The following is a 14,617-nucleotide window of genomic DNA, read 5'->3' on the forward strand; positions in this document are numbered from 1 at the left end:
GGTTACTCATTCTCTTTCGATTCAAACAATGCTCACTAACAACTTATGAATCTCGACCATAGCCAAAGTGTCAGTCTGGCAATATGCTCTGAGGGCTTTGATCATCCGTTCTTTTTCTCTTCTATCCTCAGTCCTAATCATGATGTTCCATACCGCTTGGGCTTGATTTCCTTCCCTCACATCCAGTTCTTCGTAACTCAACCCCGGTATTAGCGCCGGGAGGACGCTTTTAAGGGAATTCGAGTTGCCGAAGTCGGGATGCCTGTAATGACGCTTAATTATCTCAAGCTGGTCATACAATCTTTCAATTACGGAGTTCAAATAATCTGCATACTGAGGGAATGCCGTAGCTAAACCGGTAAGCACTCCCCTCTCAAACGGCGCATAGTAAACTACTACCGAACCTCTCTCTTTGATCGAGTTTGCTAGCGATTCGACGAGCGGAATCCTCGGATCGCTAAGGTCTGAATGCAGGTATTCCACATGCTCTACATCTCCATCCTCATGTAGAATATGGCAACTGAATTGAAAAGGTATTTGCTCAAAAGGCCTCGTACCATTTAACCTGGGAATGGGAGAACTATCCGTCTCAAAGTCGAGGAAGTGTATTGGGTACTCCAGCCCTGATAGCCTCTTTTTGATGCCTTTATGGTCAATCTCTATCTGTCCGTTTAACATCCAGTCTATGTATTTCTGTTGATTCGGCGTCAAAGGATAATCTTGAGGTAATTGCTCAAGGAGGAGTATTCCCCTTTCTCTCAATTCTAATTTTCTTTCGTGTTGAAGCTTGGGTATTCCAAAGACAGATTTGTTGCCAATACCCTGCCAGCAGTATTCCTTAAAAGGGCAGGTGTATGGGCTATCGCAATGCGGGCCGATTACTACCGCTGGCTCATTCTCAAGAAGAATCACATTATTAAAGGCCTTTATGTTCCCCGATACCTCATGGATTATGTTTTCTACCCTATCGCTTACATCCTCGATCACGAATAGATTGGAAAGGTCAGGATAGACGCATTCTTTGTTTATGTACATTATGTAGGTTTTATTTATCCTTAATCCAGATCCCTCCAAAACATATCTTTGCACTGCCAGGTCCGGGATATACTCGTCTTTGATCCGCGTTGCCGACTTAACCTCGATAATATCCCAGGAATCGTCTTCATTCTTCTTTATTATGTCAGCCATCACGACGGTATTGTCATGAACAAAAGTAGCCTCAAAGATTATCGACTCACCTCTGGTGATAGCCTTCCGTGTTTCCTCAATGCATTCATAAATCCTCAAACGGTCTTTATCAATTAAATAACCTTCCCCGAAATATCTCTGAGCATGGATTCCCACTTCTATACCCTGGTCAAAAAGCCTCTGCTGTGATTCCGTTATCTCCGGAGCTTTATCCGGGTCGTTTACCTCAAGCCAGAGACGCTTTTCACACTGAAGACCGGAGAGATATTTAGATTTTGAGAGATTTTTTGACATGTTTTTACTCTATCCTAATTTATCAATAGTTAAAAAACTGACCATTCTCCTGCTTTTACCGCCGGTATTTACCTGAGACTTCCGGAAAATTGTAAGATAAGTTAGACCCGACATTTATAGAACCCAGATCCATCACTTCTTTATCTCCACTGGAAGAAGGTTGCCGCTGAAGGTCCGGTTATTTATCCTCTCCAAATTCACATCTATTATCCGGTCTACCCTTTTTCCACCCACCTCTTTTATGTTCACGTCCACGACCGCAGTTGAAGCACTTACCCTGTCCGACATAAATATCGGCTTTAGCAATATTCCCCAAAGGGCTATCGCTATAACGGTCAAAAGCATTTTTGTGTAAAGGTCTATTTTCATCGATTACCTCCTTATTTTAGCTGGATAATTCCTCGTTGCAGGATTGTCTCCTGAGCCACGCCGAAGGAGTCAGGATGGTGATAAGGTGTTATTCTCACCCTCCCCTTCATCCCCTCCCATCAAGGGAGGGGAAACTTTCAGATACTTTCAGTTTAATCCTTTTCTATCTTAATAACCCACATGTTTAACCTCCTGAAGAAAAGTTATTGGGGTGAAGCTCCTCTCTATAAACTCCCTACTACAATAAACCCTATAGCCGGCAAAGCCCAGTCTCTCGTACCACCAATAGCCGTAAACGAAGCCAATCCTGTGTCGTATCCCGTCTTTATCTACCGCCCATCCCTCAGCCCTTAACCAATCCGGTGAGTAATTAAATTTATTCGATATGTCCTTTCTGCTGCTTTTTACGTACTCATTCATACGAATACTCAGCATCTCTCTTTTCTGGTGTCCGATTTTTAATTCCCTTCTTCCTTTGCTCATATCAATTAATATAAAACCCTCGATGGACAAAAAGTGACCATTGAATGGTATAATGTCTAACCTGAGAATTTGCTGTGGCTTGCCACAGGGGTTTCCGCTGTTATTGCAAGGGAATCGGAGAGGAGAGTCGCAATTCCCCCGGCCTGTTATTGTGAGGAATGAAATGACGAAGCAATCTATTAGATTCTTCGCTCCGCTCAGAATGACAACTTGTGTCAGATTGCTTCATGGAGTTTACACTGAGCGTAGCCGAAGTGTTCGCAATGACATGTCAGAGTGCTTGCGTATGTATTTATACCCGCGGCTTGCTGCAGAGTGGTTCATTAATCTAAAATCGGGGGTGATTAAAATTGGTTTATATCCAGGAAGCGGCAAAGAGATACGACCGCCTTTTTACGATGATGGAGTGGCTATCCAATCTCAGATACGGTGTAACTATCGAAGAAATAGCCAAAGGAACGAGAAAAAGCGAGAAAACGGTCAGGAGAGACCTCGAAGCTATCGAGAAAACGCTGAGAATTAAACTTGTAAAGGAGATGGGCGATGATAGAAAATACCGGTACAGAATGGAAAAGCAGGCAACCAAGTTCAGGCCCCTAATGCTCAGCACGTATGAGATACTTGCCCTTTATTTTGTGAGGGGATTTGCTCACTTCAAGGATATACCCTTTGTCCAGAAGAACCTGGCAGAGGTTTTCAATAAGATAAGTCTTTCTGCAACGGAGTCACGGGCAAAAACCAAAAATGATTTCTTAGAAAGGGTCTCAAACCTTTTTATCTTACCCAGGGAACTGGGCGGCAGGATATACAACCAGAGAAGCAAAATGGAATTTCTGGAGAGGTTAATTGATGCGGCTCTTGATTACAAGGTTTGTGAAGTGACCCACGGGATCGGCAAGAAGGAAAAGAAGTTTAGGATAGGACCTCTTCATTTCTTCAACTATCGGGATGCAATGTATATACTGGGAAGAAACATGGAAGCTTCCTCTCAAAATGATGAAGATATCTTTATCAACCTTGCTCTGCACAGGGTTAAAGATGTCAAGGTATTAGAAAATGAGTACTTCGAATACCCCTCCGATTTCGATGCGGGGAATTTCTTTGAGTCCGATATATTCTGCTTTAACGAAGACAAAGAACTTATTAAGCTGAAATTTGCCCTTCACATGAGAGACTATATCCTTGAAAGAGAATGGTTTCCGAATCAAAAGATTCAGAAGCACAAGGACGGAAGTGTAACTCTCATCTTTGAAAGTGACTTGAATATGATACTACTAGGATGGATAAGGGGATTCGGACCGGATGTAGAGGTGTTGGGGCCGGCTGAGTTGAGGGAGATGATAATTGGAGATTTAAAAGAGAACCTAAAGCATTATAAAGCAAAAGACCGAAAAACTTCTTAAGGAGTGGATTAATACAAGTGAACCATATTGTCTTACTTGGTGATTCAATTTTCGATAACGCCGCTTATGTAGAAGGCGGACCGGATGTTCGCAGTCAATTGGAGAGCCTGCTGCCAAATGATTGGAAAGTAACCTTGCTTGCGGTTGATGGAAGCACGATTCAAGATATCCACGCTCAGCTAAAATATGTTCCAAATGATGCCAGCCATTTAATTATCAGCATCGGAGGGAATGATGCTTTGGGTTACGCCGGGTTTTTATATGAGAGTGCATCTTCTGTGGCCGATGTGTTAAACAGGCTGTCACAGCTTGGCAAGGATTTTGAAATAAAATATAACCGTATGCTGACCGAGGTTCTTTCTCACGGGATCCCGACGGCTGTGTGTACCATTTATTATCCCAATTTCCCAGACGCAGTGCTGCAAAGGCTTGCGGTTACCGCATTGACCGTGTTCAACGACTGCATAATAGGTGAGGCGTTCGCCGCGGGAATTCCATTGATTGACCTGCGTCTTGTCTGCAACGAAAATGCTGATTATGCGAATCCCATTGAGCCCTCAGTTAAGGGCGGGGAGAAAATTGCGAGGGCGATAGCAAAGCTAGTAACAGAGCATGATTTCAAAGAGCCTAGGACGCAGGTTTTCATTTGAAAAAAGGAAGGAACGCAGACCTGCGTTCCCTACAGATATATAAACCTTCACCATTTTGCTCACTTATACAGTCTCCCATCCTGCCCGGTTTCCTTTACAAATGGGAGAAGAAAAAGATTAGGGATTTGTCCCCTCTTCAGAGGGGTGTCCCGAAGGAACGGGGTGTGTTACTTTTATGAAATGTGCTAGGATATTACAGACTATAAAAGTCCTACTCCATCTCAAGCAGAAGGAACTAGAAAAACACGGATAAACACCCTTATCGGCGACTTCTACTGTCTCTTTCGCCAGAGTTATGTACCAAACAAATCTATATTACTGCACTGTCAATTTGCACACGAGATCAATATTCATCCATTAAAAGCGCATTGTAAGAAGTTGACATCGCCAAGATGTTTCGCCCTTTTCAGTGTAAACATATGCTCTCAGAATTCTCTCAACGACAAAGTATGAACCGATTTTCTATACTAACGGACAAAGATAAGCTAAGATATATTGCCGATTATATCTCAATAAAGGCCTTTCTCCATGCCAGAACTGCCGGAAGTCGAAGTTTTCAAAAAATACCTCGATGCAACCTCGCTAAACCAGAGGATCAGTAAAGTAGAGGTGCAAAGCGGGAAAATCCTGAGAAACATATCAATAGAGAAATTGAAGAGGGGTCTGGAGGGACGTTCTCTAAGATCGACTAAACGCCACGGGAAATATCTCTTTGTGAACCTGAAGGGCGGTCAATGGCTCATGTTCCATTTCGGCATGACCGGGTATCTCAAGTATTCCCGTAATGAAAACAACCTGCCCTATAGCCGGGTCATAATCAGGTTTACAAACGGGTCAAAGCTGATTTACATAGACCAGAGGCAATTCGGGCAGGTCGGTCTGGTAAAGGACGTAGAGAAATACATCAAGAGTAAAAAGCTGGGACCGGATGCGCTCGAACTGGACATGCCCACTTTTAAAAATATCCTGATGAAAGCCAAAGGCTCTCTCAAATCCGCCTTCATGAACCAAAAGCTCATTGCCGGAGTAGGCAATATTTATGCCGACGAGATACTGTTCCAGTCGGGCATACACCCCTTGAAAAAGGCAGGGCAACTCGACCGGGAAGATATGAAAATCCTCTACCAGAAAACGAAAAAGGTGCTTCACACGGCCATAAAACACTGGGCGGACTATGAACAATTTCCGGAGTCCTACCTGATTAAAGGGCGGAGTAAGAAGGGTCTGTGCCCCCGATGCGGTAGTTCGCTCGAACAGATAAAGGTAACCGGGCGCACGACTTATTATTGTCCTAAGTGCCAGAGGAAAGATTGATAACTATAGGCTTTGCCCCGAACTTGCTATTTAGTGATACTCTCAGAAAGAAACTCTTAGCCTCCCACCAGCGAGGTGTACCGTGGAAAGCGTTCTTCGACGAAAAACAAGTTGCGTCCTTTCTCTTCTTTTGTTCCTGGATCCACAACCTCCAAGACCTGGCCCAGGACTTTAGATTTATACGGTTAAATCCTGACCCCGAATCCACTTTTCTACCACGATAGACTAAGCATCAGCCCCGCACTACTTCCGTCAGAATAAGGAAGTATAGATAACTTCTTATACTCCTCCTTTTTATGCATTTTTGCTACTGTTCTTCCAATCACTGTCCCTAGAACTGCCCCAAATAAAACATCCGATAAAAAATGCTTGTTATCCGAGAGGCGAGAATATCCCACAAACCCGGCGAACATATATAGCGGAATTCCTATCTTATGGCCATACATAACATCGAATACCGAAGCTAGGGCGAAACTGCCCGACGCATGACCGGAGGGGAAGGAGGAGGAAAAGCGGTCATCAACTCCGTTCGGTCTCTCTCTACCGGTAGAGACTTTTATTATCTTCGTCATCACCGCTGCTATAATCTCTGCTTCGATCAGGGCCTTGCCCGTTTCGATAGCTTTTTCGTCCTTTGCCAATCTACCCAATATATAAGTCGAGAATGCTATCCCAGCCAGAGTGAGTCCATTCCCTCCGATGTCTCCTATTTTTCCAAAATCTCCTAACGAATCGGCGGCATCTTCCTGTATCTCCATGTCCGCATCACTTTGGGAAAGGGTTATTGCCGCTCCGGCTCCTATACCTAGGGCGGCGAGATTATATCCCCAGAGGCTCTTCCCGGTTCCAAGCAGTAGGTTCTTAGGAAGAGTCTTAAAGATATACTTGGGCAAACTCTCATCAACGGTTTTTTCGGCATCGATCTCTCCGGCATGGGTAGGAGATATACAAAAAATAACTATAAAGACTATCCAAAACTTTCTAATTACTTTCAAGATTCTTTACGAGTCTTATTACCTAATCCCATCCCAAATTCTAATGCTCTCTTCTGCCACGTACCTTCTTAACTCATCGAAGGAAGGGCTTGCCGGTTTATAATTGTCAGTCTCATAAGAGACCTCTACATACATCCCGGAAAATGGTTTGCATATAATGAGCCCCCGGCCCTCCCCCTCGGTCATCCATCCGATTACACAGCCCCCGTGTTTAATCTCGAAGATACCCTTACTATTAACCTCGCCGCCCAGATCTTCTATTTTCCACCCTCCCAATTCAATCATTTTTCGAATTGCCTCTACCCTGTTCATATTTTCTATTATACCGACTTACCAAATAGCTAGAAACCAATAGACTCGCCCGTAGCTCTTTGTATCGAGCCTTTTTGTTATTTCAGGGTAGCAGAGGATTTCTAAGCCCAAAATAGTAGTGGGGCACGATTGATTCTCTTTTTAAGAAGACAGAAAAATTAGGCTATGAAAGTTACTGAATGGAGCCTTGCTAAGAAATATTCAAGACAAGATGATTCCCTCCAGCTTTGACCTAGTCTCAAAGTAAACGGAGTTAAGTCTTACTCAAATATACCTAGCCTATGCTGTAAAAGAGTCCATCAGGTATATAAGAGGAGTTTGTTTAATGGATGGAAAATTTCTCACTATCATAAAAACCACTGTTTTGACATGCCTGCTAACAATTTCAATACCGGTAATTAACACGTTTGCTATAGGCGATAATTACGATGAAACGGGATTCAGGTCCAATAGAACATACATCGAGTATTCGACCCAAGAATATGTGAACCCCTTTTCCGGGAATCTAATACTCTCACATACAGATGTCTTCCTACCAGGAAACGGAGGTTTGGATTTAAAGATACAAAGAACATATAACAGCAAGATATTCCTTGATCCCGATACCAGCGAGATTTCGGGCATAAGGAATGGATCAATGGGAATCGGCTGGACCTTTCATTTCGGCAGGATTGTACACGAACCTTTTTCGGTAAACGGACCTCTGCTTTACCTGGAAATGCCCGATGGCTCCTTCCACAATTTATACAACAATAACCATTCAAATATCAATTCGCATATAAATAGCAACTTTATAACGGAAGATTTTTGGAAGGTTAATTATGATGAAGCAAAGAAGGAATTCACCATGACATTGACAGACGGTACGGTTTATACCTTCGGGCAATATGTCACCGACCTTATTTCCGTACACCAATATTACGCAACCTCGATAAAAGATACAAACGGAAACGAGATAAGGATTGAATATTATGATTGTTGCAATATGGATGGGTCAGACCCGGAAACCGGGAATCTGGGAGAATGTCCAAACAGCGACCCGAGATCAAAGACCCCTCACATCAAAAGGATAACCGACAGTGTCGGTAGAATCATAAGCTTCGATACGGTCAACAATGCATGTAGAGGTAATGCTGTCAGCATGATCGATGTCAACGGCAAGAACTACATCTATTCCTATTTCATCGGTAATCAGGGTGGGTCTCCCATATATTTTTTAAAAGAGGTCAAACCCCCCGAGGGTCCTGGCTGGAAATATTTCTATGATGGAGATGGTACACACCCCGATGGTGAACTAATATCAGTTACTTATCCTTCCGGTGGTGTTGTGGAATACCAGTACGATACCTTAGATTTAGCCTCAATCTACGATCCCAACAAACCCTTTAAATTCAGGGCAATAAAGTCCCGAAACGCCTCCGGTCCCGGTATAATCCCAGGAACATGGACTTATTCCTATGATCCTTCGAGCAACCAGGATAGCACTACTGTTAGCGATTCGTGTGAAAATAAAACGGTGTATAAGTTTTACGGACTTCGTGAAGGCTCATATCTGGACGGCTGGGCAGTCGGGCTTCTCCGGGAAAAAGAGATAAAAGATGCAGAAAATAATTCAATACAAAATGAGATATATACCTGGACTCCTCGACAGATTTCAGACGATTCGTACGACCCGGTCTCCGGGACCCCGGGGTCGTTCATACCGCTCTTAAACTCAAAAAACATAAATAGAGACGGTAGCAGCTACTCCACCAACTTTACATACGATACATTTTATGGTGCGCCAACCAGAATCGAAGAATCAGGAGAGCTGATAAGAACAACTGAGATATCACACTATGAAAACCTCGATGATGGGAACTACATAGTGGGCAAGCCCAGGTCCATCATCTTAACAAACGACTCCGAGACTAAAACAATCAGTAACTCCTACGACAGCAAAGGAAACCTGCTTTCAGAAGATAGATACGGCGTACTTACGGAGTTTTCCTATCATCCCGACGGAAATCTAGAATGGAAGAAGAACGCTAGAGGTTTCTATACCCACTTTGACCAGTATAACTACGGAATAGCAGGGCGCATCAGATATGGCTCATCAAGCTCCTCGGCCTCAAATCCGGTCTACTCCGAGGTTAAGACAATAAATTGGGAAGGAACCATTGCCAGTTTAACCAATGGAAGAGGCTATGAAACCTCCTTTAGCTATGACGGGATAAATAGATTAATAGCAGTAACCCCTCCGCCGAGCGGTGAAGTAAAAACCGTTATAACCTACGATAATACAGACGGCCGGAGCTATATTGTCAAGAAGGGTATCTCCGAAGTTAGATATAATTTCGACGGCTTGGGCAGGCCGATTGGCACTACATCCAATATAGGCGTCTTGACCGAGAAGAAGTATGATCAATGCGGGCGTAAGATTTATGAATCGTTACCTTATGCCTTTGACAACTCAACCCCAAACACCGGAAATAGCTTTACTTACGATGCACTGGGAAGAGTGACGCGAATCTCCCATCCCGATAATACTTCAGTAACCTATTCATATTCCGGTAATACCGTAACAATCAACAATGAAAAAGGCATCGCCACTACATACAGTTTCAAGTCTTTCGGCGACCCTGAGGATAAAAGGCTCTATAGCGTAAAAGACGCTCAGAACAATACAACATCCTATGAATACGATCTCCTCGGAAATATCATTCGTGTAGATTCCCCAGCAGGGGGAGACCGGGTCTTCAACTATAATTCCAAAGGCTTCCTGGCTTCAGAAACACATCCGGAGAGTGGAACAACTACTTATTCCTATGACGAAATAGGAAACGTTATATCTAAAACTGGCGCCGACGGTAAGACCATAACTTACCTTTATGACCAGCTTGACCGGTTAACTCTTATCAATCATCCCTCTCCAGAGGATGACGTTGTCTATGAATATGACCATGCAAACAACAGGACCCTGATGGAGAGTGGCTCTGGAAGCTATTCTTACTCCTACCTATACGACCAATCAAATAGATTGATACGGCAAGACACCTTATTAGATAACATAAGTTACAGCGTCGATTTCGTATATGACGAGAGAAACAACCTTGTTCAAGCGGTTTATCCATCGGGAGAGATAGTCAACTACTTCTATGACGCTGGTAATAGATTATTGGACATATACGACCAATCTAACATTTTATTCATCGGCAATACCATTTATCATCCATCGGGAGCGCCCGCTTATCATATCAACGCCATAGGGGTAACATCCGATTTTACCTACGATAACCGCCACCGTTTAAAAACGATAAAAATTTCTCGTACGTTTCCTTTTCTAACCGTGTTGAAAGACGGTCTAGGCAGTGGAACCGTAACCAGTAATCCACTAGGAATTGATTGCGGACAAGATTGTACCCAGGTCTACCCGGCAGAAAACATAGAGGTCACTTTAACTGCGGCCCCAGATGATAATTCAAATTTTGCAGGTTGGAGCGGAGACCCAGATTGTTCTGACGGAATCGTAATTATGGATGGGGTCAAAACATGTATTGCTAGCTTTGCATTGAAGGCCAACCAGCATACGCTGACGGTCACTAAAAATGGAACCGGTTCCGGTACCGTAACCAGCAGCCCTCAAGGGATAGAATGCGGAGAAGACTGCGTAGAGGCTTACGACGTTAGCACAGAAGTGACTCTGACCGCAGTACCCGAATCAGATTCCAATTTCATTGGGTGGGGCGGAGACGCTGATTGTTCAGACGGTGTGGTCAAACTCGATGCCGACAAACACTGTATAGCGACATTTAATACCGAATCGGCCACAAAACATACACTCACCGTGAGCAAATCAGGTCAGGGGGCGGGAACAGTAACCAGCTCTCCACCGGGAATAGAGTGTGGAAGTGATTGTGGAGAAGAGTATGATGAGAACACACAAGTAGCCCTGACCGCAATTGCTGATTTTGGTTCAACTTTTATAGGCTGGGGTGGAGACCCCGACTGCTCGGATGGTTCTGTAATTATGGATTCGAGTAAAAACTGCATTGCTACCTTTAATCTTTCTCAAGGACGGCAATTTACCCTCACCATACAAAAAAATGGAACAGGCAGCGGAAGGATAAAGAGTGCCTTCGAGGATCCACCCAAAATAGACTGCGGAGATGATTGCACCGAAGTTTATGATGAAGGCGCAGTTGTCTTTTTCGAAATCATCCCGGATCCCGGTTCCAGATTTAGCGGTTGGAGTGGAACGCCCGGTTGCCCAACATCCCCAACCGAAGGTGCAAATGTGGTGAGTAACCTAAATTGTACAGCCACATTCGACTTAATCCCCGGGAATACATTAATCATAAACAAACAAGGCAACGGCTTTGGAACAGTTACCAGCTCCCCTAGCGGCATAAACTGCGGTAGTGATTGTAACCATACATTTGATACAAATACTTTAGTTACACTAACAGCGATTCCAAATGAAGGGTCAATTTTTGAAGGATGGAGTGGAGATGAAGACTGCTCGGACGGAATAGTTACTATGGATGTGAGTAAAACATGTACTGCTACCTTTATCCAATCCGCACAACAGTTTGACCTTTCAATCAGTATAAAGGGCTTCGGAAAAGTAAAAGGATTATCCGGGAATCCTCGCGCACCCGATGTAAGAATTGATTGTAGAGGTTTGGGTGATCTTGATTCCTTTCAGTTTGGCAACGATTGTGGGGAAACCTACGGAATTAATACCCAGGTAGAGTTTCAAATTTTTACATTATCGGAATGCCCGCCAGGCCCCGGCCAATTTTGCACGGACCCGGAGGTTGACTACAACTCGACCTTTCTAGGCTGGGATGGTGATCCCGACTGTCTGGATGGCAAAGTTACCATGGATGGAGATAAGACCTGTGTCGCCATCTTTACACCCTTTAAGCTAGATGTATTTATAACCGGAGGAGGGACAGTAACAAGAAATCCACAAGCTAACACCTGCACTACATTCCCAAATTGCTCCAAGTATTATCAACCAAATACTCAGGTAACCCTGACTCCGGTTCCCAATGCGGGATCGGTCTTTTCGGGATGGAGTGAAGACCCGGATTGCTCCGACGGTATAGTCACGATGGATGCTGATAAGAAATGCAGGGCGACTTTCACCACTTCCTCGCAAAAATTCCCTTTAACTATCAATAAGTCAGGAACGGGATCAGGTACGATAACCAGCAATCCCGGTGGAATAAATTGCGGGTCTGATTGCACTGAGGATTATACGGTTAACTCTAATGTAACTCTTAAAGCGATCCCCGATTCCGGCTCAATTTTTGAGGGATGGAGTGGTGACTCCGATTGCTCCGATGGCATAGTTGGCATGGATTCTAGTAAATCTTGCACCGCTATATTTACTCAATCATCAGAGCAATTCACCCTCGCCATAAGCAAATCAGGCACTGGAACCGGGAAGGTAACTAGCAGTCCTTCCGGAATAGACTGTGGCAGTGATTGCACGGAGAACTACGCTATAAACACGGTTGTATCTTTGATGGTAATACCCGACCCAGGGTCGAGATTTGTGGAGTGGACTGGTGATCAAGGTTGTAGTGATCAGGTAACACTTAATACGAATAAGAATTGCATAGCGACCTTTGAACCGGATTTATTTACTCTAACCATAAATAAGAACGGAGTGGGCTCGGGAACAGTGACAAGTAGTCCCGCGGGTATAGATTGCGGAAATGACTGTTCAGAGAATTATCCACCTAACACACAGGTAACTCTTACGGCGGTTCCGGACACCGGTTTCGTATTTGCCGGATGGACCGGTGACGACGAAGACTGTAATGACGGCATAGTAACTATCGATTATTCAAAAAACTGCACGGCCAGATTTGGTTTACCATCCGCACACCTGGCCTACGTAACGAACCAATGGGATAACAGCATATCGGTTATAGATATCTCCTCGAATGTTGTGGTTGAGACAATAGCAGTTGGAGATTCACCGATAGGCATAGCAATTAGCCCCGATGATGCGTTTATCTACGTTGTTAACCAAGACAGCAATAGCGTATCGGTGGTTGATACAAGTACAAACAGTGTGGTAGGTACGGTCAACGTAGGTGCTGGTCCCAGGCACTTAGCTTTCAGTCCCGATGGATCCCTGGTTTATGTAGTGAATGAGTTTGACAACAGCATATCAGTGATCGATGCGGCTAGCAATACGGTAGTAAATACGATAACCGTGGGCAATACTCCTATGGAGGTAGCGATTAGCCCCGACGGAAATCGCGCTTATGTAACAAACTATGTTGACGGCAGTGTATCGGTAATTGATGCTTCGACAAACACTGTTATCAACAATATTTTTGTGGGAATTCTGCCCAAAGCCATAGCGATTAGTCTGGATGGCAACTATGTTTACGTAGCCAACTCTTGGAATGACCCAAGACTTCAGGGTGGCAACAGTGTGTCCATTATAGACACGTTCACAAATTCGGTTATCGAGACAATAAGCGTCGGGAGAGGGCCCTGGAGTTTAGCAGTTAACCCCGAAGGAACTCAACTTTATGTAGCTCATATCAGTGACGATGTAATATCGGTCTTAGACACATCAACAAATAACCTGATAGATGCCATTAACACAGATTCAGCATCTTCAGACATATCGGTTAGTCCGGACGGAGATAGAATCTATCTGGTTAATGACCTAGACAATATCGTAGTTGTTGCAGATGTTCCGACCAAAAGCCTGGTTGATACCATCAACGTCGGTGATACCCCTCGGGAGATTGTGATATCAAACTACCAGAATAGCACACCAAAGCGGTACACTCTTACAGCTAGCAAATCAGGGACAGGAGCTGGAACCATAACCAGCAGTCCTGCCGGGATCAACTGCGGTAGTGATTGCAGCGAGAAATACGACGAGAATACAGAAATAACTCTGACTGCGACACCTGGGTCGGGCTCCTCATTCGCCGGCTGGAGCGGGGACCCAGACTGCTCGGACGGCTTGGTCATGATGAGTTCAGATAAGGCTTGCACCGCAACCTTTAATTTATTAACCTCTAGTAATTGTGACTGCAATAATTCCGGTGCCATTCGAGGAACCGACGGAAACGACATCCTGGAAGGAACCCCTAACGCCGACATAATTTGCGGCTTCAGGGGCAATGATACCATCAGAGGCTATGGTGGAGCAGACTGTATTGATGGAGGTGCCGGGAGGGATAAGCTCTATGGGGGCGCAGGTAATGACAAGCTTTACGGCGGTGGCGGAGGCGACACCCTGAGAGGAGAAGGTGGCAGCGATTATCTAGACGGCGGGCTGGGTACAGACACGTTAAACGGCGGTAAAAACAGTGATACCTGCATAAACGGTGAGACAATAAAATACTGTGAAAATCTTAATAGCTTAAGGAACGATCTTTCATCCGAAGAATATTATGCGGTCTTAGCGGACTCAGGTTCCAAAAAAATAAGAACGAGTAGACCTAAAGATTTGGCTAAACAATCCTGGAAGGAGAATCCAGATAATTTGACAAGCATTAAACAACACACCTTTAGTAAAAACCTGAAGCAAACTCCTAGATACTCAAAGCTGACATCTTATGTAGAATCGCTCAGGTTATTCTTA

General features: G+C 44.3%; 9 protein-coding genes. 4 read left to right on the top strand and 5 right to left on the bottom strand.

Annotated elements, in window-relative coordinates:
• Positions 1 to 21: 21 nt before the first annotated feature.
• From VNN20_14680 to VNN20_14690, 3 genes are all read right to left on the bottom strand, one after another.
• Positions 22 to 1,482, bottom strand: coding sequence for a DUF2779 domain-containing protein (locus VNN20_14680; GenBank protein HWP93435.1), 1,461 nt, complete (start codon positions 1,480 to 1,482; stop codon positions 22 to 24).
• A 132-nt stretch (positions 1,483 to 1,614) separates the two neighbouring features.
• Positions 1,615 to 1,851, bottom strand: a complete 237-nt coding sequence (locus tag VNN20_14685; GenBank protein HWP93436.1) for a hypothetical protein — start codon at positions 1,849 to 1,851, stop codon at positions 1,615 to 1,617.
• Positions 1,852 to 2,019: 168 nt separating this feature from the next.
• Positions 2,020 to 2,334, bottom strand: coding sequence for a hypothetical protein (locus VNN20_14690; protein HWP93437.1), 315 nt, complete (start codon positions 2,332 to 2,334; stop codon positions 2,020 to 2,022).
• Positions 2,335 to 2,684: 350 nt separating this feature from the next.
• Between VNN20_14690 and VNN20_14695 the strand changes: the two genes are divergently transcribed.
• From VNN20_14695 to mutM, 3 genes are all read left to right on the top strand, one after another.
• Positions 2,685 to 3,737: a WYL domain-containing transcriptional regulator gene (locus VNN20_14695; protein HWP93438.1), complete on the top strand. Its 1,053-nt coding sequence runs from the start codon at positions 2,685 to 2,687 to the stop codon at positions 3,735 to 3,737.
• Positions 3,738 to 3,754: 17 nt separating this feature from the next.
• On the top strand, positions 3,755 to 4,387 hold the full coding sequence (locus VNN20_14700; GenBank protein ID HWP93439.1) for an SGNH/GDSL hydrolase family protein: 633 nt from the start codon (positions 3,755 to 3,757) through the stop codon (positions 4,385 to 4,387).
• Between the two features lie 528 nt (positions 4,388 to 4,915).
• On the top strand, positions 4,916 to 5,701 hold the full coding sequence (gene mutM / locus VNN20_14705) for a DNA-formamidopyrimidine glycosylase (protein ID HWP93440.1): 786 nt from the start codon (positions 4,916 to 4,918) through the stop codon (positions 5,699 to 5,701).
• 212 nt (positions 5,702 to 5,913) lie between these two features.
• On the opposite strand, the gene VNN20_14710 is transcribed toward mutM, so the two are convergent.
• The gene (locus tag VNN20_14710; protein HWP93441.1) at positions 5,914 to 6,696 is read right to left on the bottom strand and encodes a phosphatase PAP2 family protein; all 783 of its coding nucleotides are present in this window, start codon (positions 6,694 to 6,696) and stop codon (positions 5,914 to 5,916) included.
• 18 nt (positions 6,697 to 6,714) lie between these two features.
• On the bottom strand, positions 6,715 to 6,981 hold the full coding sequence (locus tag VNN20_14715) for a hypothetical protein (GenBank protein ID HWP93442.1): 267 nt from the start codon (positions 6,979 to 6,981) through the stop codon (positions 6,715 to 6,717).
• 352 nt (positions 6,982 to 7,333) lie between these two features.
• Here VNN20_14715 and VNN20_14720 point away from each other — a divergent pair.
• The coding region (locus tag VNN20_14720; protein ID HWP93443.1) for a beta-propeller fold lactonase family protein at positions 7,334 to 14,617 on the top strand (7,284 nt) is incomplete at its 3' end.

The organism is Thermodesulfobacteriota bacterium (genome assembly GCA_035559815.1).
GTDB lineage: Bacteria > Desulfobacterota_D > UBA1144 > Nemesobacterales > CSP1-2 > DATMAT01.